Origin of the sequence: Dechloromonas sp. ZS-1 (assembly GCF_039649255.1) — a bacterium.
Classification (GTDB): domain Bacteria; phylum Pseudomonadota; class Gammaproteobacteria; order Burkholderiales; family Rhodocyclaceae; genus Azonexus.
On sequence record NZ_JBDIYD010000003.1, the window covers coordinates 341,995 to 362,009 of the forward strand.

General features: G+C 62.4%; 26 protein-coding genes. 14 read left to right on the plus strand and 12 right to left on the minus strand.

What is annotated here, in order from left to right:
* The first annotated feature begins 67 nt into the window (after window positions 1-67).
* Genes argB through slmA form a run of 3 tightly spaced genes read left to right on the plus strand, consistent with a single transcriptional unit; the run spans window position 68 to window position 2,304 of the window.
* On the plus strand, window positions 68-955 hold the full coding sequence (gene argB, locus AACO21_RS06775) for an acetylglutamate kinase (protein ID WP_346191742.1): 888 nt from the start codon (window positions 68-70) through the stop codon (window positions 953-955).
* A gap of 51 nt (window positions 956-1,006) precedes the next feature.
* On the plus strand, window positions 1,007-1,648 hold the full coding sequence (locus tag AACO21_RS06780; protein WP_346191743.1) for a pyrimidine 5'-nucleotidase: 642 nt from the start codon (window positions 1,007-1,009) through the stop codon (window positions 1,646-1,648).
* Window positions 1,649-1,695: 47 nt separating this feature from the next.
* Window positions 1,696-2,304 carry a nucleoid occlusion factor SlmA gene (slmA, locus tag AACO21_RS06785; protein ID WP_346191744.1) on the plus strand — a complete coding sequence of 203 codons (609 nt, stop codon included), beginning with the start codon at window positions 1,696-1,698 and terminating at the stop codon, window positions 2,302-2,304.
* Between the two features lie 83 nt (window positions 2,305-2,387).
* Here slmA and hemB read toward each other — a convergent pair whose 3' ends face one another.
* Together hemB and yihA are read right to left on the minus strand one after the other, a co-directional pair.
* Entirely contained in the window at window positions 2,388-3,401 is a 1,014-nt protein-coding gene (hemB, locus tag AACO21_RS06790; RefSeq protein ID WP_346191745.1) for a porphobilinogen synthase, read from the minus strand.
* Window positions 3,402-3,536: 135 nt separating this feature from the next.
* The gene (yihA, locus tag AACO21_RS06795; RefSeq protein ID WP_346191746.1) at window positions 3,537-4,208 is read right to left on the minus strand and encodes a ribosome biogenesis GTP-binding protein YihA/YsxC; all 672 of its coding nucleotides are present in this window, start codon (window positions 4,206-4,208) and stop codon (window positions 3,537-3,539) included.
* A 108-nt stretch (window positions 4,209-4,316) separates the two neighbouring features.
* Here yihA and AACO21_RS06800 point away from each other — a divergent pair, with 108 nt between their 5' ends.
* The 5 genes from AACO21_RS06800 (at window position 4,317) to AACO21_RS06820 (ending at window position 8,029) form a co-directional block, all read left to right on the plus strand.
* Window positions 4,317-4,952 carry a c-type cytochrome gene (locus tag AACO21_RS06800; protein ID WP_346191747.1) on the plus strand — a complete coding sequence of 212 codons (636 nt, stop codon included), beginning with the start codon at window positions 4,317-4,319 and terminating at the stop codon, window positions 4,950-4,952.
* 124 nt (window positions 4,953-5,076) lie between these two features.
* The gene (locus AACO21_RS06805; RefSeq protein WP_346191748.1) at window positions 5,077-5,508 is read left to right on the plus strand and encodes a CBS domain-containing protein; all 432 of its coding nucleotides are present in this window, start codon (window positions 5,077-5,079) and stop codon (window positions 5,506-5,508) included.
* Window positions 5,477-6,325: an HDOD domain-containing protein gene (locus AACO21_RS06810; RefSeq protein ID WP_346191749.1), complete on the plus strand. Its 849-nt coding sequence runs from the start codon at window positions 5,477-5,479 to the stop codon at window positions 6,323-6,325. The genes AACO21_RS06805 and AACO21_RS06810 overlap by 32 nt, the downstream gene beginning before the upstream one ends.
* Before the next feature lie 73 nt (window positions 6,326-6,398).
* On the plus strand, window positions 6,399-7,334 hold the full coding sequence (gene msrP / locus AACO21_RS06815; RefSeq protein WP_346191750.1) for a protein-methionine-sulfoxide reductase catalytic subunit MsrP: 936 nt from the start codon (window positions 6,399-6,401) through the stop codon (window positions 7,332-7,334).
* 2 nt (window positions 7,335-7,336) lie between these two features.
* Window positions 7,337-8,029, plus strand: coding sequence for a protein-methionine-sulfoxide reductase heme-binding subunit MsrQ (locus tag AACO21_RS06820; RefSeq protein WP_346191751.1), 693 nt, complete (start codon window positions 7,337-7,339; stop codon window positions 8,027-8,029).
* Between the two features lie 12 nt (window positions 8,030-8,041).
* Here the strand turns inward: AACO21_RS06820 and AACO21_RS06825 are convergent, their stop codons facing one another.
* A complete protein-coding gene (locus AACO21_RS06825) occupies window positions 8,042-8,932 on the minus strand; it encodes a methyltransferase domain-containing protein (RefSeq protein ID WP_346191752.1) in 891 nt (296 codons plus the stop codon).
* Window positions 8,929-9,906 carry a biotin synthase BioB gene (gene bioB / locus AACO21_RS06830; RefSeq protein ID WP_346191753.1) on the minus strand — a complete coding sequence of 326 codons (978 nt, stop codon included), beginning with the start codon at window positions 9,904-9,906 and terminating at the stop codon, window positions 8,929-8,931. Before bioB ends, AACO21_RS06825 begins: the two co-directional genes overlap by 4 nt.
* 79 nt (window positions 9,907-9,985) lie before the next feature.
* On the opposite strand from bioB, the gene AACO21_RS06835 reads away from it, so the two are divergent.
* Window positions 9,986-10,702 (plus strand): ComF family protein, encoded by a 717-nt coding sequence (locus AACO21_RS06835; RefSeq protein WP_346191754.1) that lies wholly within the window; start codon window positions 9,986-9,988, stop codon window positions 10,700-10,702.
* A 45-nt stretch (window positions 10,703-10,747) separates the two neighbouring features.
* Window positions 10,748-11,239: a tRNA (cytidine(34)-2'-O)-methyltransferase gene (locus tag AACO21_RS06840; RefSeq protein WP_346191755.1), complete on the plus strand. Its 492-nt coding sequence runs from the start codon at window positions 10,748-10,750 to the stop codon at window positions 11,237-11,239.
* Window positions 11,240-11,248: 9 nt separating this feature from the next.
* Here the strand turns inward: AACO21_RS06840 and AACO21_RS06845 are convergent, their stop codons facing one another.
* Genes AACO21_RS06845 through AACO21_RS06870 form a run of 6 tightly spaced genes read right to left on the minus strand, consistent with a single transcriptional unit; the run spans window position 11,249 to window position 14,183 of the window.
* A complete protein-coding gene (locus tag AACO21_RS06845; protein WP_346191756.1) occupies window positions 11,249-12,238 on the minus strand; it encodes an NAD(P)H-dependent glycerol-3-phosphate dehydrogenase in 990 nt (329 codons plus the stop codon).
* Window positions 12,235-12,672 (minus strand): SH3 domain-containing protein, encoded by a 438-nt coding sequence (locus tag AACO21_RS06850; protein WP_346191757.1) that lies wholly within the window; start codon window positions 12,670-12,672, stop codon window positions 12,235-12,237. The genes AACO21_RS06845 and AACO21_RS06850 overlap by 4 nt, the downstream gene beginning before the upstream one ends.
* Window positions 12,673-12,676: 4 nt before the next feature.
* A complete protein-coding gene (secB, locus tag AACO21_RS06855; RefSeq protein WP_346191758.1) occupies window positions 12,677-13,144 on the minus strand; it encodes a protein-export chaperone SecB in 468 nt (155 codons plus the stop codon).
* 32 nt (window positions 13,145-13,176) lie between these two features.
* On the minus strand, window positions 13,177-13,443 hold the full coding sequence (gene grxC / locus AACO21_RS06860) for a glutaredoxin 3 (RefSeq protein ID WP_346191759.1): 267 nt from the start codon (window positions 13,441-13,443) through the stop codon (window positions 13,177-13,179).
* Window positions 13,440-13,856: a rhodanese-like domain-containing protein gene (locus tag AACO21_RS06865; RefSeq protein WP_346191760.1), complete on the minus strand. Its 417-nt coding sequence runs from the start codon at window positions 13,854-13,856 to the stop codon at window positions 13,440-13,442. The genes grxC and AACO21_RS06865 overlap by 4 nt, the downstream gene beginning before the upstream one ends.
* A 9-nt stretch (window positions 13,857-13,865) precedes the next feature.
* Window positions 13,866-14,183, minus strand: coding sequence for a metalloregulator ArsR/SmtB family transcription factor (locus AACO21_RS06870; protein WP_346191761.1), 318 nt, complete (start codon window positions 14,181-14,183; stop codon window positions 13,866-13,868).
* A gap of 89 nt (window positions 14,184-14,272) precedes the next feature.
* Here AACO21_RS06870 and AACO21_RS06875 point away from each other — a divergent pair, with 89 nt between their 5' ends.
* From AACO21_RS06875 to AACO21_RS06890, 4 genes are all read left to right on the plus strand, one after another.
* A complete protein-coding gene (locus tag AACO21_RS06875) occupies window positions 14,273-15,646 on the plus strand; it encodes a peptidoglycan DD-metalloendopeptidase family protein (RefSeq protein ID WP_346191762.1) in 1,374 nt (457 codons plus the stop codon).
* Complete coding sequence (locus AACO21_RS06880) at window positions 15,643-17,058, plus strand: S41 family peptidase (RefSeq protein ID WP_346191763.1); 1,416 nt, start codon at window positions 15,643-15,645, stop codon at window positions 17,056-17,058. The genes AACO21_RS06875 and AACO21_RS06880 overlap by 4 nt, the downstream gene beginning before the upstream one ends.
* A gap of 18 nt (window positions 17,059-17,076) precedes the next feature.
* Window positions 17,077-17,478, plus strand: a complete 402-nt coding sequence (locus AACO21_RS06885; RefSeq protein WP_346191764.1) for a hypothetical protein — start codon at window positions 17,077-17,079, stop codon at window positions 17,476-17,478.
* A 70-nt stretch (window positions 17,479-17,548) separates the two neighbouring features.
* Window positions 17,549-18,373, plus strand: a complete 825-nt coding sequence (locus AACO21_RS06890) for a HesA/MoeB/ThiF family protein (protein ID WP_346191765.1) — start codon at window positions 17,549-17,551, stop codon at window positions 18,371-18,373.
* A gap of 85 nt (window positions 18,374-18,458) precedes the next feature.
* Here the strand turns inward: AACO21_RS06890 and ribD are convergent, their stop codons facing one another.
* The gene (gene ribD / locus AACO21_RS06895) at window positions 18,459-19,547 is read right to left on the minus strand and encodes a bifunctional diaminohydroxyphosphoribosylaminopyrimidine deaminase/5-amino-6-(5-phosphoribosylamino)uracil reductase RibD (protein ID WP_346191766.1); all 1,089 of its coding nucleotides are present in this window, start codon (window positions 19,545-19,547) and stop codon (window positions 18,459-18,461) included.
* Entirely contained in the window at window positions 19,544-20,011 is a 468-nt protein-coding gene (gene nrdR, locus AACO21_RS06900) for a transcriptional regulator NrdR (protein ID WP_346191767.1), read from the minus strand. Before nrdR ends, ribD begins: the two co-directional genes overlap by 4 nt.
* Between the last annotated feature and the right edge of the window lie 4 nt (window positions 20,012-20,015).

A 20,015-nucleotide genomic window follows, 5' to 3' on the forward strand; every position in this document is an offset into this window, starting at 1 on the left:
CCCCGCTCACGCTGCATAAATCCCCGTTTCTTTGTACAATCCGCCGCGATTCCTTCTGGAGCCTGCCATGAGTACCGATACCCTCGCCCCCGGCATCAAGGCCGCCGTTCTGGCCGAAGCCCTGCCCTACATTCAGCGTTTCCACGGCAAGACCATCGTCGTGAAGTACGGCGGCAACGCCATGACCGACGAGCACCTGAAGCGCTGCTTCGCGCGTGACGTGGTGCTGCTCAAGCTGGTCGGCTTCAACATCGTGGTTGTCCATGGCGGCGGCCCGCAGATCGAAAACCTGCTCACCCGCGTTGGCAAGAAGGGCGAATTCATCCAGGGCATGCGCGTCACCGACGCCGAAACCATGGAAGTGGTTGAAATGGTCCTCGGCGGCCAGGTCAATAAGGAAATCGTGAACCTGATCAACCAGCATGGCGGCAAGGCCGTTGGTCTGACCGGCAAGGACGGCAACTTCATCCGCGCCAAGAAGCTGATGCTGGAAAACAAGGACAACCCGGGCGACCTGATCGACGTCGGCCAGGTCGGTGACATCACCTCGATTGACCCGTCCCTGATCGCCCTGCTCGACACCGGCGCCTTCATCCCGGTCATCGCCCCGATCGGCGTTGGCAAGGATGGTGAAACCTACAACATCAACGCCGACGTGGTCGCCGGCAAGATTGCCGAAGTCCTCAAGGCGGAAAAACTGGTTCTGCTCACCAACACCCCGGGCGTCCTCGACAAGGCCGGCAACCTGCTGACCGGCATCACGCCGAAGGACATCGATGCCATGGTTGAAGATGGCACGCTCTCCGGCGGCATGCTGCCGAAGATCGGCTCCGCCCTCGACGCAGCCCGCAATGGCGTCCAAGGCGTCCACATCATCGACGGCCGCGTCGAGCATGCCCTGCTCCTGGAAATCCTGACCGACCATGGCGTCGGCACCATGATCAAGGCAGACTGAGCGCCCCGCCGCCCCGACAAGCCCGCGCCAGCGGGCTTTTTCATATCCGCCATGCACGCAAATCCGACCTGGTTGTTCGATCTCGACAACACCCTGCACGATGCCAGCCCGCACATTTTCCCGCACATCAATCGCTCGATGCGCGCCTACATCGAGCGCCACCTGGGGCTCGAGCGGGAAGCGGCCAATCGGCTCCGTCAGGACTACTGGATGCGCTATGGCGCCACCCTGCTCGGCCTGATCCGGCACCACGACATCGATCCGGCCCATTTCCTGTGGGAAACCCATCAGTTTCCCGATCTGAAACGCATGCTGGCGTTTCATCAGCCCACCTTGAATGCATTGCGCCGACTCCCCGGGCGCAAACTGATTTTCTCGAACGCGCCGCGCCACTACGCTGAGGCCGTGCTCACGCTGACCGGCCTGGCCCCGATTTTCGATGCGGTATACACCATCGAGAGCACGCGTTTTCAGCCCAAGCCCTCACTGGAGGGTTTTCGCGCCCTGCTCGCCGCAGAGCGCCTCGACCCCAAGTGCTGCATCATGGTGGAAGACACCCTCGACAACCTGCGCCCAGCCAAACGCCTGGGGATGAAAACCGTGTGGGTGAGCGCTTCCTCACGTAGCGCACCTTGTGTTGACGTCAAAATCCGTCATGTCACCGCCTTGCCGGCGCGCTACGGTCGACTATAATTTTCGACCATAAATCAAAGCGCAGTACCGACATCGGGAGGGGTATCATGGCAACGAAACCAGGCGAACGCCGCCTGCACATTCTGCAAACCCTGGCCGGCATGCTGGAAGTGCCCAAGGGTGAAAAAATCACCACAGCCGCACTGGCTGCCCGCCTCGACTGCTCGGAAGCCGCGCTTTACCGGCATTTCGCCAGCAAGGCGCAGATGTACGAGGGCCTCATCGAGTTCATCGAACACAGCCTGTTTGGCGTGATCAACCAGATCAGCAGTGAAGAAAGCCAGGGCCTGAAACAGGTTGAACTGATCCTCGGCCTCCTGCTGCGCTTCGCCCAGAAAAACCGGGGCATGACCCGGGTGCTGATCGGGGATGCGCTGGTGCATGAGCACGAGCGCCTGCAGGGGCGCATCAACGCCTTGCTGGAGAAAATCGAAGCCGCCCTGAAGCAGGCACTGCGTATCGCCGCCACCCAGGAAAACCTGAAGCCGGATGCCGATTTCGGCGCCCTGGCCAACCTGCTGCGCTGCTATGTCGTCGGACGCTGGGAGCAATACGCGCGCAGCGGCTTTACGCGCGAACCGCTGGCGCAATGGCCTCAGCAATGGCCCATGCTGTACTTCGCCTGCCTGTCGCAATCCGGCCTGCCCGGCGCGTAAACGACAACGGGCGGCCAAGCCGCCCGTCCATCGCATCACGGACAAGTGGGCACCTTCTTCAGGCGCGCCCACTCGTCGTACGTTCAACGCTTCAGATACTCCGCCGCATCGAGTGCGAAATAGGTCAGGATGCCATCGGCCCCCGCCCGCTTGAAGGCCAGCAGGCTTTCCAGCACGCAGGCCTCTTCGTTCAGCCAGCCATTCTGGGCAGCCGCCTTGAGCATCGCGTACTCGCCGCTGACCTGATAGGCGTAGGTCGGCACACCGAAGGCTTCCTTCACCCGGCGCACGATGTCGAGGTAAGGCATGCCCGGCTTGACCATCACCATGTCGGCACCTTCATCCAGGTCCAGCGCCACTTCGCGCAAGGCCTCGTCGGTATTGGCCGGATCCATCTGGTAGGTGTACTTGTTCCCCTTGCCCAGATTGCCCGCCGACCCCACCGCATCGCGGAACGGGCCGTAAAAGGCCGAAGCATATTTGGCGGAATACGCCAGGATACGGGTGTAGATCTGCCCGGCTTCTTCCAACGCTTCCCGGATGCAACCGATACGACCATCCATCATGTCGGACGGCGCCACCACATCGGCACCGGCTTCGGCGTGGCTCAATGCCTGCTTGACCAGGACGGCCAGAGTCTCGTCGTTCAGGACGTAGCCCGTCTCGTCGATCAACCCATCCTGACCGTGACTGGTGTAGGGATCCAGCGCCACATCGGTGATCACGCCCAGATCGGGAAATTCACGCTTCAACGCACGGATCGTGCGCGGCACCAGCCCCTCCGGGTTATATGCCTCCTCGGCCCCCAGCGACTTCAGGGAGGCATCCACTACGGGAAACAAGGCCAACGCAGGAATCCCCAGCTTGGCAGCCCGCTCCGCCGTTTTCAGCAGATGATCGATGGACTGGCGCGCCACGCCCGGCATGGAAGCCACGTGCTCGATGCGGTTTTCGCCATCCAGGACGAAAACGGGGTAGATGAAATCGTTGACCGTCAGGACGCTCTCCCGCATCAGACGACGGGAAAAATCATCGCGCCGCATCCGGCGCATGCGGGTTCCAGGAAAACGGCCGGCGACAACCTGCTTGGTGCTCATCGTGACAACCTCAAAACAAGAGAACAGCAAAAAATTTAGTTGAATGCGGAACTATTCGCATTGACGTCGATCAGAGCATGCAGATGGCACGCGCTGTCTCCCGCTTCACCTCCCTGAGCGGGTGTCTTGACCACGTCAAGGCATTTTGGCCCCCGGACCCCCCTTATCCGGGGGCCCTTTGTTTTCTTTGGCCGCTTTTTTCGGCATTTCAATATCCAGCCAGCGCGCCAGCACCGTCTCCGCCTCTTCGACACCCGTCTTTTTCAGGCTGGAAAACAGCTGCACGGAATACAGTTCGGCATCGCCCCACAAGGCGATCTCGGCCTTCACCGAGCGCAAAATTTTGGTCTGATCCTGACGGCTCAGCTTGTCGGCCTTCGAGAGCAGGATATGGATCGGCCGCCCGGTCGGGCGAAACCAGTCGATCAGTTTGAGGTCCAGATCGGTAAAGGGGCGACGGGAATCCATGATCACCACCAGACCGGCCAGCGGCGCCCGCTTGCTGAGATAAGGCCCGATCAAGCCCTCCCACTGGGAACGGATCTCTTCCGGCGCCTTGGCAAACCCGTAGCCCGGCAAATCGACGAAATATTTGCCTTCGGCCAGGGTGAAATAATTCAGATGCTGCGTACGCCCCGGCGTTTTACTGACAAACGCCAGACGGGTACGGCCGGACAGGGTATTGATCGCGGAAGATTTTCCGGCGTTGGAACGGCCGGCAAAGGCCACCTCGGCAACGGCATCGGTCGGCAAATCGCGGAGATGGGCGACGGTCGTATGAAAAACCGCCTTCTGGAACAGTGGCATAAAAAACTCGCAAGAACCGCCAAGGGGCAGCTAACTGATATAGAATAACAGGTTTGAAAATTCCGTTCCGGCCAAAGCGCCCAGAAAACGCGTACAAGGAGCTCGAAAATGATTCGTTCCGCGGCAATGGCAATCCTGCTCGCCACCAGTTTCATCGCACAGGCTTCCGACGAAGCCAAGGCAAAGGCTGATCCTGCCAAGGGCAAGGTCATTGCCGAGACCATTTGTGTCGCCTGCCACGGCGCCGACGGCAACAGCCCGGCCTCTGCCAACCCGCATCTGGCTGGCCAGCACCAAGAATACATCTACAAGCAGCTGAAGAATTTCAAGGCTGCCGACGGCAAGCCGGCCGCCCGTAACAACCCGATCATGGCCGGCATGGCTGCCCCGCTGTCCGACGACGACATGAAGAACGTTGCCGCCTGGTTTGCCAGCCAGAAGGCCAAGCCGGCCGCCGCCAAGGACGAAAAGCAGATCGCGCTCGGCCAGCAACTGTGGCGCCAGGGCGACTTCAAGAAGGGCATCCCGGCCTGCGCCGGCTGCCACGGCCCGGCTGGTGCCGGCCTGCCGGCCCAGTACCCGAAGCTGGCTGGCCAGTTCCCGGAATACACCGAAGCCCAGCTGAAAACTTTCCGCACTGGCGAACGCGCCAACGATCCGGAAAAGATGATGCGTACCATCGCCGCCAAGATGTCTGACGTCGAAATCAAGGCTGTCTCCGAATACGCTGCCGGCCTGCGCTAACCCGCAGCGGCATCCCGAAAAGGCAGCTTCGGCTGCCTTTTTCTTTTTTGGCATGCCAAGGTCTTGGCAGCACGCGCCCTCAGGACTAGACTCGACCTACCCGCCCCAACCGGAGGAGACGACCATGAAAACCCTGAAGCAATTGCTGTCTGACAAGCAACGCCCGCTGGCTGTCGTCGCACCCGCCGACACCGTCTTTCACGCCCTCTCCGTGATGGCACAAAACGATGTCGGCGCCCTGCTCGTGCTCGACGGCGAACGACTCGTCGGCATTTTTTCCGAGCGCGACTATGCCCGCAAGATCATCCTGCAAGGCAAGAGCTCCAAAGAAACCCAGGTTCGAGAGATCATGAGTGACCGGGTGGTCTATGTCACCCCCAGCGCCACACTGGATGAATGCATGGCCCTGATGACGCAAAAGCATTTCCGGCATTTGCCCATCCTGAACGACGACCAAAGCGTGGCGGGCATCATCTCGATTGGCGACCTGGTCAAGGAAACAATCAGCAGCCAGCAATTCCTGATTGCCGAACTGGAGCGTTACATTGCCGGATAACGGTACTGCTGCAAGCCCTCACTTTTCACTGATTGACGACATCGCCCAGGAGCTCTCGGGCGATGTCAATTTCCCCACCTGCATGTCGGCGGCGGCGCTCATACGGGATGCCCTGCGCGACCCCGAGGCCGACCTGCTGACCGTCGCCCAGGCACTCTCCCACGAGCCCCTGGTCGCCAGCCGGCTGATGCGCCTGGCCAACGCCGCGCTTTACAATCCCGGCGGTCAACCGGTCCGTGACCTGGGAAATGCGATCGGACGACTTGGCCTGAACATCGTGCGCACCGCTTCGTTGTCGGTCGTCCTCGACCAGATGTTACGCACCCGCGAACTGGCCGACTGGCAGCCGGAAGCGCACGCGCTCTGGGAACGCGCCATTCATGTCGCCGCCATTGCCCGGGTGTTGGCGCAGCGTCTCGGACGCGCCAATCCCGACGAAGCCATGCTGAGCGGACTGGTGCACAACCTTGGCGCCTTCTACCTGCTTTACCGGGCCTGCCAGCATCCGGACTACGCGAGCACACCGGAACGCATGGCCTGCCTGCTCAATACCTGGCAGATCGAAATCGGCGAAAACCTGCTCGCCCATCTCGGACTGCCCGAGAGCATCGTGCATGCCGTTGCCACCCAGCGCCTGGCCTGCACCGCCAATCAGCCCTGCTCGGTGCGTGACATCCTGCACTTTGCCGTCCTGCTGGCCGGCGACGACGCGACACTTTCGCCCGAGGAATGCGCCGAGCGCGCGCCGTTTCTGGACCTGATCCGCGACGCCCATGAGGCCATCGAAGAAGCGCGCCATCTGCTCGACACGAACTGATTTTTCTCATGCAACTGTAAGAAATCCTGGCGGTCAGACGACTAACCTCTCATCGACCGCCAGTGAGCACATCATGCGCTTCAGCACCGCCCCCAAGCCCTCAGAGATCACCCCGCCAGCCGTCTGGACAGCACGCCGCGAAACGCTGCGCAAACTGGCCGCGCTGGGCGGCCTGGCCGCCAGCCCATGGGCGTTGGCTCAGACCGCCTCCACCCCGTGGGGAACACCCCGCAGCAGCCCATTCTCCCTGACCGACGACAAGCCCACGCCCTTCAGCACGGTCACCAGCTACGGCAATTTTTACGAGTTCGGGCCGGACAAGGACAGCCCGGCCAAACATGCGCATCGCCTGCGCACGCAACCCTGGCAAATCCGTGTCGAAGGCGAAGTGCTGAAGCCCACCACCTTCGGGCTCGATACCCTGCTCAAGCTGGCGGCGATGGAGGAGCGGGTTTACCGGATGCGCTGCGTCGAAGGGTGGAGCGCCGTCATCCCCTGGATCGGCTTTCCGCTGGGCGAGCTGATCCGGCGCGTCCAGCCCACCGGCAATGCGAAATACGTCGAGTTCATCAGCCTGGCCGATCCCGAGCAAATGCCCTACGTACGCCTGCCGCTGCTCAGCTGGCCCTACACGGAAGCCTTGCGCCTTGACGAAGCCCTGCACCCGCTCACCCTGCTCGCTTTTGGCATGTACGGCGAAGTGATGCCAAAACAGAATGGCGCCCCGGTACGCCTGGTCGTTCCCTGGAAATACGGTTTCAAGAGTGCGAAATCCATCGTCCGCATCCGTCTCGTTGAACAGCAACCCCAGACCGCCTGGATGAAAGCGGGTCCGAGCGAGTACGGTTTTTATTCAAACGTGAATCCGGATGTACCCCACAAGCGCTGGAGTCAAAGCACGGAACGCCGCCTGGGCGAGTTTTCCAAGCGCAAGACGCTGCCTTTCAATGGCTACGCCGAACAGGTGGCCCAACTCTACAGCGGGATGGACCTCCGCACCCATTTCTGATCATGACCCCACAGAGCCCAGCCCCCACCGCCGTACAGATGCCGATCGGCCTCGCGAAAACCATTTTGTTCGTCCTCTGCCTGCTGCCCGCCGGTCGACTGCTCTGGGCGGCCCAAATCGGTGATTTCGGGCCGAACCCGGTGGAGTTCGTACAACGCTGGACCGGTACCTGGACCTTGAGCCTGCTGGTGCTGACCCTCTGCATCACCCCGCTCCGAACGCTGAGCGGCTGGCACTGGCTGCTCCGTCTACGCCGGATGCTGGGGCTATTCACGTTCTTTTACGCCGTCCTTCACATGCTGTCCTGGCTCGGTTTCGATCATGGGTTCGATGTGACCGAAATGGCGCTGGACGTGCTCAAACGCCCCTTCATTCTGGTCGGTGCGCTGGCGTTCCTGTTACTGGTCCCGCTGGCGGCGACCTCATCCAATCTGGCGATCCGGCGCCTCGGCGGGCGCCGCTGGCAGTCGCTGCATCGCAGCACCTATCTGATCGCCATCCTGGCCTGCCTGCATTATTTCTGGCTGGTCAAAGCCACCGCCCTGCTCTGGCCGATCGGCTACAGCCTGATCATGGCTGCCCTGCTGGGCTGGCGCATCCGGGAACGTCGCCGCAAGGCGATCCCGGTGCCACGCCCGCCGGCCCAGGCCATCCCGCTGCGCTTTCACGCGCAGCGACCGGAACAACGCCATTGAGCACTGCGCCGCTCAGCGGCGCTTCAAGCCATCTAGGCGGATGATCGCGCGGCCATCCGCGGTCTGCTTCGGCTCGCCTTTCCAGGCATGGCCGTAGATCACCTCGAAGGTCGCCGGCAGCTTGCCGGCCACGCGCAGGCGCTCATAGGCAGCCCGAACCTGAGCCCAGCGAGCACGCCCCATCAGGCCACGCGGACGATCACGCATGGCGCAGCTCGAGCCCGCGGCCCGCAGGTCGGCCAGCATTGCATCGAAATCATCGTAGGTCAGGGTGATGACTTCCATGTCCATCACCGGGTCGGCAAAGCCGCACTCGACGAGCATGTCGCCCAGATCATGCATGTCGGCAAAACGCTGAGTATGGGCTTGAGCATCGCCAAAAGCCGTGCGCAGCTCGCGCAAGGTGTCCGGCCCCAAGGTCGAGAACATGAGCAGCCCGCCGACCTCAAGTACGCGGCGCGCCTCGGCCAGCGCCGGAATCGGGTCATCCAGCCAATGCAACAGCAGATTGGACCAGACGACGGCGGTCGACCGTGCGGCAAGGGGCAATTTCGCCGCATCCGCCACGATCCGGCTCGGACCGTCCTGACCCAGGCCAAGCCAGCGCTGCCAGCCGGGGCGACGTACCTGCCCTGCCAGCAACATGGCTTCGGAGAGATCAAGTCCGATCAGCTCGGCCTGGGGATAACGCGCCGACAGGGCAGCAAAGCTGCCGCCGCGGCTGCACCCCAGATCCAGAATGCGGCGCGGCGTCACACGGACGTAATCGAGCCGCTCCTGCATCCGGCGATCCACCTCGCGGGCGAAGAAATCCCCCGCAGGGTAGTCCTGCGCGGCCCGCGAAAAACGGCGGGCCACCTGACGCCGGTCAACGAAACCGGCGTGTGCGGCAGCGGAACTCAAATTGCCTTGAGGCCGAGACGGGCAAACAGCTGATCGTCGCGCTCGACATCCGGGTTGCCGGTGGTGAGCAGACGATCGCCGTAGAACATCGAATTGGCCCCGGCCAGGAAACACAGGGTCTGCAATTCGTCGGTCATTTCCTGACGGCCGGCCGAGAGTCGGACCCAGGAAGACGGCATGGTGATGCGGGCTGCGGCGATGGTGCGCACGAACTCGAACGGATCGAGACGATTGTTCTCGGCCATCGGCGTACCGGGGATCGGCACGAGGTTGTTGATGGGCACGGACTCCGGCGGTTTCGGCAGATTGGCCAGCTGCACGATCAGGCCTGCGCGGTTCTTGCGCGACTCGCCCATGCCGATGATGCCGCCGGAACACACGTTGATACCGGCGTCGCGCACTTGTTCCAGCGTATCCAGGCGGTCGTTGTGGGTGTGCGTCTTGATGACCTGACCGTAGAATTCCTTGTCGGTATCCAGGTTATGGTTGTAGTAATCGAGACCGGCATCCTTCAGCTTTTCAGCCTGACCGTCCTTGAGCATGCCCAGGGTGACGCAAGTCTGCATGCCCAACGCCTTCACCTCGCGGACCATCTCGAGCACCTTGTCGAGATCGTTGTCTTTCGGACCACGCCAGGCAGCGCCCATACAGAAGCGGGAAGCGCCTTTTTCCTTGGCCAGCTTGGCAGCCGCCACCACTTCGTCGATCGGCATCAGGCGCTCACGTTCGGTATCCGTCTGGTAGCGTGCCGATTGGGAACAATAACCGCAATCTTCGGAGCACCCGCCGGTCTTGACCGACAGCAGCGTGGAGCGTTGAATGGCATTCGGGTCGAAATGCTGGCGATGCACTTCCTGGGCGCGCCAGATCAGATCCATCAGGGGCATTTCGTAAAGCGCCATGACCTCTTCGACGGTCCAGCGATGAACGGGCGTGGCAGAAGCCGCGACCGCAGCTTGGGAGCATGCTTGCATGAATGGCCTTGCAAAAAATCGATTAAAATCAGGGACGAAGCAAATCGTAATTATGTATTATCGAAGAGCTCTCGACTAAATGTCAATTTTACCCCAGCCCTCCGCACTCCGGCGGCTGGCAGCGCGCTGCTTAGACAGCCTTCTGCCGGGAAGTTGCCTGCTCTGCGCAGAAGATGCGACCGGCAGTCCTTTGTGCACAGGCTGCCAAACTGACCTGCCCTGGCTGCACGGACCGCACTGCCCGCGCTGCGCCCTCCCGACCACGCATGGCGAACAATGCGGTGCCTGCCTGGTTCGCCCACCGGCCTTCACGGCCACGCATGCGCTTTTTCACTATGAATTTCCGGTCGACCGTCTGATTCAGGCCTTCAAATACGGCCATCGCCTGAGTTTGGCTCCCTGGCTGGCAAGGCAACTGGCCGAACGCATTGACCCGGCGGGGTACGACTGCATCATGCCCTTGCCACTCCACCCCACCCGGCTGACCGAGCGCGGCTTCAATCAGTCTGCTGAAATCAGTCGTCGCCTGGCCAGGTACTGGCACATGGCACACGATCCGGACAGTCTGGTGCGCGAGCGCCCAACCTTGCCGCAAACCGGATTGGCACGCGAAGCCCGCCAGGACAATGTCCGTCGCGCCTTTGCCTGCCAGCGGGGCCGCCACGGCCTGCGCATCCTCCTCATCGATGACGTGATGACCAGCGGCGCCACGCTGGATGCCGCTGCCCGCGCCTTGTTGCAGGGCGGCGCGGCCCGGGTCGAGATTGCGGTGGCGGCACGGGCTTTCAAGGACTGAGGCTGGCGTGGTCTAATCGCGACCTTTGCTTCCTGTTGCGCCGCCATGTTTGCTGTCGTGCTTGTTAACCCCGAAATCCCGCCGAATACCGGCAATATCATCCGCATGTGCGCCAATACCGGTGCCGAATTGCATCTGGTGGAGCCGCTGGGATTCGATTTGTCCGACAAGAACCTGCGTCGCGCCGGCCTCGATTATCACGAATACGCCCGCATCGTGCGCCACCCGGACTGGGCGCACTGCCGCACGGCGCTGGCCGGGCGCCGCCTGTTCGCCATGACCACCAAAGGACAGCACAGCCCGTACGAGGTTGCCCTGCATGCTGACGATGTCTTTGTCTTCGGCTGCGAAACACGCGGACTGTCGCCGGAGATTCTGGCCGAGTTCCCGCCCCAGCAACGCATGCGCCTGCCCATGTTGCCCGGACAGCGCAGCCTCAACTTATCGAATGCCGCTGCAGTAACCGTTTTTGAAGCCTGGCGGCAAGCGGGATTTGCCGGTGCCTGCCAGCCGGCCAGCCCGCAAACACCCGCCTAACGCACCCGATCAGGCGATCTCGGCTTTGGGATCGCGCGCCATCAGCAGGTCGACTGCCGCCCGCGCCGTCAATTTCCCGTCAAGCAAGGCCGCCACGGCCTGGCTGATCGGCATATCGATGCCGAGATCACCGGCCAGCCGCGCCACTTCCCGTGCGGTGTAAACCCCTTCCGCAACATGGCCCAGTTCTTCGAGAATCTGAGCCAGGGACTTGTCCTCCGCCAAGGCCAAGCCCACCCGACGATTTCGGGAGAGATCGCCGGTACAGGTGAGGATCAGATCCCCCATGCCGGCCAGCCCCATGAACGTCTCGCGGCGCGCACCGAGCGCCACCCCGAGCCGGGCAATTTCGGCCAGACCACGGGTCATCAAGGCAGCCCGGGTATTGAGCCCCAGCCCCAGGCCATCACACACGCCAGTGGCAATAGCCAGAACATTCTTCACCGCACCACCGACCTCGACCCCGGCCAGATCATCGTTGGCATAAATACGCAGCCGGGTCGTGTGCAACTCAGCCGCAACGCGCGCGGCAAATTCAGCGTCATTAGCCGCCAGCGCAACGGCCGTCGGCTGACCAGCGGCAACTTCTTCAGCGAAACTCGGTCCGGAAAGGGCACCATGCGGGACCGATTGCCCCAGCACCTCACGCACGACCTGATGCGGCAATTTGCCGCTACCGGCTTCGAATCCCTTGCACACCCACAGGACTGGCAAAACGGAATCGAGTGCTTTCAGGCGGTCGACCGTCGGCCGCAGACCGGCAATCGGCGTGGCCACTACCAGCAGTTCAGCACCCGAAATGGCCTGAGCAAAATCCGTCTCGATCTGGACGGTCGGCGGCAAATGATAACCGGGGAAAAAGCGGCGATTCTCGCGCAGCGTGCGCAAATCTTCCGCCACATCCAATTCACGCGACCACAAGGTGACCGCATGCTTGCCCGCAAAGGCGATGGCGAGTGCCGTTCCCCAGGCCCCCGCACCTAACAGCGTGATTTTCATAATCCCCAGACCTGGGTCAAACGCATGTAGCCGGTTGCGCCATCACGGTGGCGCACCTTGGCCCAGCCGGCGGCGCCCGGCTCGATCAATTCAACCGCCACCCACTTGTCGAGTTCAGCCACGAGGGGGGCGTCCGGACGCTCGGCCTGACGAATCTCCCCTTTGGGCGAGGTCACGACGAGCATCCGTTTTTCCGTGAGGGCACGCGCCTGAACCCAGGCCAGCGTCCCCTCTGCATCGCGCACCTTGACCCACCCATCCAGCTTGACCAGCACTTCCACCGGCGTGAGCGGCTTGATCAGGTACAGCTTCTTGCCTTTGGCCGACGGGGCATCGTAGAGGATGGCAGCCTGCGCATCGACCGAGCGAAACTCGGCTGCGGCGGCAGACAGCCCCCATGAGGCCAGGAGCAGGAGGGTCAATAAGGCGCGCATGGTCTTATTGCAGCGAGGTCGGCTGGCCTTCAGCCGCAGCCGCTTCTTCCTGCATGCGCTGCATGTACATGGCCTCGAAGTTCACCGGCTGCAACACGATCGGCTGGAAACCGGCGCGCGTGATGGCATCGGAGACGACTTCGCGAGCGTACGGGAACAGGATGTTCGGGCAGGCGACGGCCACCAGGCCTTCCATCTGGGCTTCCGGAATATTGAGCATGCGGAACAAACCGGCCTGACCTACCTCAACGAGGAACAGGGTCTTTTCACCCGCCTTCGCGGTCACAGTCACCGTCAGCACGACTTCGACCACGCCTTCGGCCACGCCACGCCCGGCCGTATTCAGTTGAATTTCGACTTGCGGCGCTTCCTGCTCGAGGAAGATTTCCGGGGCGTTCGGGACTTCAACCGACAGATCCTTGACATACAGTTTTTCGATGCCGAAGACGGGTTGCTGTTCGTTTTGTTCCATGATGTGCTTTCTAGAAAGAAGTCTTTAAAGGGTCAGGCCTTGCCATCGAGCAAAGGCATCAGATCACCCGCGCGATCCAGCGCGATGAGATCGTCACAGCCACCGACATGCCGTTCCCCGATGAAAATCTGGGGTACCGTCCGGCGCTGGGTCAATGCAGTCATTTCATCGCGACGCGCCGGATCGAGGTCCACACGGATTTCCTCGATCTGCTGCACGCCACGCGCGTTCAGAAGCTGTTTGGCGCGAATGCAGTAGGGGCAGACGGCCGTGGTGTACATGCGAACAGGAACGGTCACTTCTTGCCGCCCTTCTTGATCGGGTAACCAGCACCGACCCAGCCATCCACACCTTCGGCCAGGCTATGCACGCGGGAGAAGCCGAGCTTGGCGAGTTCCGCACAGCCCTTGCCGGAACGCATGCCGGCCGCGCAGCACAGGATCACCGGCTTCTCTTTGTACTTTTCGATCTCGCCGACGCGCTCAGCGAGCTTGTCCAGCGGAATATTGAGGGCATCCGGCAGATGGCCGGCGGCAAACTCGTCCGGGTTGCGCACATCGATCACGATGGCCGCTTCACGATTGATCAATTGCGTTGCGGCCGCAGCGCCGACCTGATTGGCCGCCGTACGCGTGAGCATCGGCCAGATCAACCCGAGGCCGCTGACGACCACGATGGAGATGAGCAGGATGTTCTGGTTGATGAATTCCATGGGCACGACTTATTCCCCTTCGCCGCAAAACACTTCGCGCATCATGCCAACCAGTTGCAGCGTGCGCTGGTCGCCAACACGATAAAAGACCCGATTCGCATCCTTGCGCGTAAGCAGCACGCCCTTCTCGCGCAGGATGGCGAGATGCTGGGAGATGTTGCTCTGCGAAGTACCGACGGCATCGACGATTTCCTGCACGCAGGCTTCCTGATCGCCGAGCACGCACAGAATCTTCAACCGCAGCGGATGCGCAATGGCTTTCAGGGCCCGCGCGGCCATTTCAATATGTTCCTGTTTGTCGATCAGGTTGACGTATGGTTTTTCCAAAATTACAAAACCTCGTTCAGGTGAATGGGGCATTATAAAATAATGGTTTGCATTTAGCTGACCTTAATCGACGTCAAGCCACCGCCTACATGCACCTCCGTCACCTGCTGTTTTTGCTTGCCCTGAGCCTGACCACCTCGTTGCACGCCGCCAAGGAAGCGCCCGCCCGCGCCAACAAGCCGGCCACGCCCGAACTCGCCGAAAAACAGGCTGACCTCGGCGAACTGCGCCAGCGCATCGACCATTTGCGCAAGGAGCTCTCCTCCAACGAGGAAAGCCGCGATGCGGCAGGCGACCGCCTGCGTGAATCCGAACGCCGCATTTCGAGCCTGCAGCGGGAATTGCACGACCTGGCCGAGCAACGCAACCAGATCCAGGCGCGCCTCAAGGTGCTCGAACAGCAATCGAAGGAACTGGGCAGCACCCTGCAACAGCAACAGGGCCAACTGGAAAAGCTGCTCTACAAACACTATCTGCGCGGTACGCCCGATTCACTGCAACTCATGCTCAACGGCAACGACCCCAACCAGGTCGCCCGCGATCTGCACTACCTTTCCATGATCGCCCACAGCCGGGCCGACCTGGTCGAGCAGGTCAGCGCCACACTGGAGCGTAAAAAGGCGCTGGCCACCGATGCCAAGGAACGCAGCGCCGAGCTGGCCGATGTCGAGGCCGAACAGCAAAAACGCCACGCTGAACTGCAGAAACAACGCCAGGAACGCCAGGCGCTCTACGCTCAGATCTCCGAAAAGGTGAAAAACCAGAAAAAAACGATCGGCTCCCTGCAGCAGGATGAAAAGCGCATGAGCCAGCTGATCGACCGCCTGAGCAAGATCATCGCGGCACAAGCAGCGCAAGCGGCCAAAGCCGCCGAGGCGGCACGCGCAGCAGAGGCGGCCCGCGCTGCCGAAGCCGCGCGCCTCGCCGCTGCCCGACAGAAAGAACGTGAAAACCGCCCCGAAAAACCCGTCGACCGTGAACCAACCCGCCCCACGGTGATCGCCGAGGCCCCCAAAACCAGAACACCCGAAGCGGAAAACCAGCACCTGCCGAGCGCCGGCGACGGCGCTTTCCTGCGCCAACGCGGCAGCATGCGTCTGCCGGTACGCGGCACGGTGAGCGGCCGGTTCGGCAGCCCGCGCGACGGCGGCGGCACCTGGCGCGGCCTCTTCATCAAGGCAGGCAACGGCAGCGAGGTCAAGGCTGTCGCCAATGGGCGCGTGGTTTTCGCTGACTGGATGCGCGGATTTGGCAATCTGCTGATCGTCGACCATGGCGATGCCTACCTGTCGATCTACGGCAACAACGACTCCCTGCTCAAACAGGTCGGCCAGAGCGTGCGCGCCGGCGACACGGTCGCCACCGTCGGCAACACGGGGGGCAATCCGGAATCCGGTTTATACTTTGAACTCCGCCACCAGGGACAACCGATCGACCCGATGAAATGGGCCAGCCTGAAATGAGCAAACTGAAAACCTTGACCCTGACGACCGGCGCTTTTGTCGCCGGCGCCCTGATCAGCCTCCACCTGCCGGCCCTGGCCGAAAAGGACACCAAGGCCGGTCTCCCCATCGACGAACTGCGTACCTTTGCCGAGGTGTACAGCGCCATCAAGCAGGGCTACGTCGAGCCGGTGGAAGACAAGCAGATGATCACGAACGCGATCTCCGGCATGCTCTCCAATCTGGACCCGCACTCGGCCTATCTCGACGTCGATGCCTTCAAGGACCTACAGGTTGGCACCCAGGGCGAATTCGGCGGCCTCGGCATTGAGGTCGGCATGGAAGATGGCCTCGTCAAGGTGGTCTCCCCGATTGAGGACACCCCGGCCTATCGCGCCGGCCTGAAGGCCGGCGACTTGATTTTCAAGCTCGACGACACCCCGGTCAAAGGCCTGTCGCTCTCCGACGCCGTCAAGAAAATGCGCGGCAAGCCCAAGACCTCGATCAAGCTTTCCATCATCCGCAAGGGGGAAGCCAAGCCCATCGAAGTGACGCTGGTGCGCGAAGTCATCAAGGTCCAGAGCGTCAAATCCAAGCTGATCGAACCTGGCTACGGCTGGGTTCGCATCACCCAGTTCCAGGAAAACACCGTGGCTGAACTGGCCAAGCACCTGGGCACCCTGTACAAGGACGGCAACAAGCTGCAAGGGCTGGTGCTCGATCTGCGCAACGATCCGGGCGGCCTGCTCAATGGCGCCATCGGCGTGTCCGCCGCCTTCCTCCCGCCCGACGTGAAAGTCACCTCCACCGACGGGCGTACCGAGGACGCCAAGCAGGAATTCAAGGCCCGCGCGCAGGATTATCTGCGCGGCGGCAAGGAAGACCCCCTGCGTACCCTGCCGCTTGAAGCCAAAAAGGTGCCCCTCGTCGTGCTGGTCAACAGCGGCTCGGCCTCGGCCTCCGAAATCGTGGCCGGCGCGCTGCAGGACCACAAGCGCGCCGTCATCGTCGGCACGCAGACCTTCGGCAAGGGCTCGGTGCAGTCGGTACTGCCGCTCCCTGGCAACACGGCCATCAAGCTGACCACTGCCCGCTACTACACCCCGTCCGGCCGCTCCATCCAGGCGAAGGGCATCACGCCCGACATCGTGGTCGAAGAAAGCCCGGATGGTGCACCGTCTGCACCGCGCATCCGCGAAGCCGACCTGGAACGCCATCTGATCAATGATCGCGAGAAGGAAGCCCCCAAGGAGCCGGCCAAGAGCGACGCCAAGGCTGGCGGCAAGGCGCAGAAATCCGGCAAGGGCAAAGAGGACGAGAGCGAGGAGTTGCCGCAACGTCTCGAATACGCCAGCAAGAACGACTACCAGTTCCAGCAGGCGCTGAATCTTCTCAAGGGTCTGCAGATCATGCAGAATAAGCCGAAAGATTAATTTCAGCCGGGAGGCGCCATGACTTCGTCTGACCTGAAGAAACACCGCGACATCCTGTTCGCCAAGTTTCCACCGGGACAGGTTCCGGAGGCGGCAGACGATCTGTCGCGGCTCGACGAAGTCGAGGCGGCCCCCAAGAACGAAAAGCGCGCGGTGGGTGTCACCTACGAACTGCAGCAGCACACGCTGCAGGAACTGGAGACCCACCTCGAAGACAAGGGTTACCACCTCGACAACACCCTGATGAGCAAGCTCACGCGAGCCCTCATCCACTACGTCGAGGATACCCAACTGCACAACCTCGACGCCCCGGAAAAGCGCCTCAAGCGCTCCTCTCAGGAAGCCTACGTCAAGGCCTGGGAGCACCGTCCGCACGGCGACCACGACGACACGCCGCCGGAGTGGCGCGAGTACAAGTAAGCCTTCGCACCAGGCCCCCGGGCTTGCCGTAGCGGCTGAACGCACCTGCGCCCAAACCGGCCCAAGCCCGATGAACGATCAGCAACTTCTCCGTTACAGCCGCCACATCCTGCTCGACGCCCTGGGCGTCGAAGGCCAGCAGCACATCCTCAACAGCCATGCGCTGATCATCGGCGCCGGCGGGCTGGGCTCACCCGCCGCCCTCTACCTGGCTTCGGCCGGCATCGGACGCATTACGCTGGTCGATGACGACACGGTGGACTTCACCAACCTGCAGCGCCAGATCATGCACACCCAGGCCCGGGTCGATCAGCCCAAGGCTCTCTCCGGCCAGGCCGCCCTGCAGGCGATCAATCCCGATATCGAGATCGTGCCGCTGACCACCCGCCTCAGCGGACAAGCGCTGGTCGATCTGGTCGGCACGGCCGATCTCGTGCTCGACTGCACGGACAATTTTGCGACCCGCCACGCCATCAACCGGGCCTGCGTACACCACCGCAAACCCCTGGTCTCCGGTGCCGCCATCCGCTTCGACGGGCAGATCAGCGTCTATGACCTGCGCCATGACACCGCCCCGTGCTACCACTGCCTGTTCCCGGAAGGCGAAGATGTCGAGGAGGTCCGCTGCGCGGTCATGGGCGTCTTTGCACCGCTGACCGGCATCATCGGCAGCATGCAAGCCGCCGAAGCCCTGAAGCTGGCGGCCGGCATTGGCGAAACGCTGAATGGCCGTCTGCTCCTGCTCGACGCCTTGAGCATGACCTGGCGCAACATCAAGTTTCAGCGGGATCCGGCCTGCGCTGTGTGTGGCGAAACGAGCGAGGTACGCGCACGCGACTGGCAGGAAACAACCAGCGAAACCGCCGGGATGGCCTGCAGCCTGGATTCGCAGTAATCGCACGATCGTCTGCTCACGCGCACTCCGAACAGGCCAATCCGACGGTCAACGCGGCCTGCAGGCCTAAAATGCCGGGCGTGGCTCAGGCCAGACGGGCCAGAATCCGGATATCGCCCCCCACCTGCCGGACATCGCGGAGGGAGAGCGGGCGCTTGCCGGCCAGATCGCTGAGCTCGGGCAGGTTGAACAAACCGGCCGCATGGTGGCCGATCAGGCACGGCGCCATGTAGAGCAGGAGTTCGTCGACCAGCCCTTCGCGCAGCAGCGAGCCGTTCAGTTTCCAGCCCGCCTCGACGTGCACTTCGTTGATCCCCCGCGCCGCCAGGGCGTTCAGCAATGCCGGCAGTTCAACCTTGCCTGCGGCATTCGGCAAAAGCAGGATTTCTGCCCCGGCCGCCTTGAGCAAATTGGCCCGTTCTGCATCGTCGACCGCCGCCGCCAGCAAGACCGGGCCGCCCTGCAAAATCCGGGCAGTCGGCGGCGTTTCCAGGCGACTATCAACGATCACCCGCAAGGGCTGGCGCGTTGTTTCCACCTCGCGCACATCCAACCTCGGATCATCGTCACGCACGGTGCCGATGCCGGTCAGGATGGCACAGGCACGGGCCCGCCAGCGATGGCCGTCGCGGCGTGCATCCGGGCCGGTGATCCACTGACTGACGCCGTTATTGAGCGCGGTCTTGCCATCCAGGCTGGCCGCCGTTTTCAGGCGCACCCAGGGCCGGCCCCGCGTCATGCGCGAGACAAACCCGATGTTCAGTTCTTGCGCCGCCTCCGCCAACAGACCACAGGCCGTGTCGATGCCCGCAGCACGCAGCATGGCCAGGCCCCGCCCCGCCACCAGCGGATTGGGATCTTCCATGGCGGCCACCACACGGGAGACGCCCGCGGCGATCAAGCCTTCCGCACAGGGCGGCGTGCGGCCGTAATGGCTGCAGGGCTCCAGCGTCACATAAGCCGTCGCACCGCGTGTCCGTTCACCGGCAGCACGCAATGCATGTACTTCGGCATGCGGCTCACCGGCGCGCACATGCCAGCCTTCACCGACAATCTCGCCATCGCGCACCAGCACACAACCCACCCGGGGGTTGGGCGAGGTGGTCCATAGCGCCCGCTCCGCCAACTGGAGGGCGCGCGCCATCATGCCGTGATCGACGGCGGAAAAACTCATTTTTTGCGTGGAGAAGCGGGCGAGACTTCGCGGATCGCCTTGGAAAAGGCATCCACGTCTTCGAAATTCCGATACACGGAGGCGAAGCGGATATAGGCCACTTTGTCGAGTTTCTTCAACTCGCGCATGACCAGTTCGCCGACCTGCTGCGAGGTCACTTCGCGCTCACCGGCAGTGAGCAGCTTTTCTTCAATTTCAGCGACGGCTGCATCCACCAGTTCAGTGGAAACCGGTCGCTTGCGCAAGGCCAGATCGAGACTGGCGCGCAATTTATCGCGGGAAAACTCGGTCCGCGAGCCGTTCTTCTTGACCACCTGCGGCAGGCGGATTTCCGCCCGCTCGTAGGTCGTAAAGCGTTTGTCGCACACGTTGCACTTCCTGCGGCGACGCACGATATCGCCTTCGTCCGACAAGCGCGTGTCGACAACGGCAGTCTCGTCGTGGCCGCAGAAAGGGCACTTCACGGCG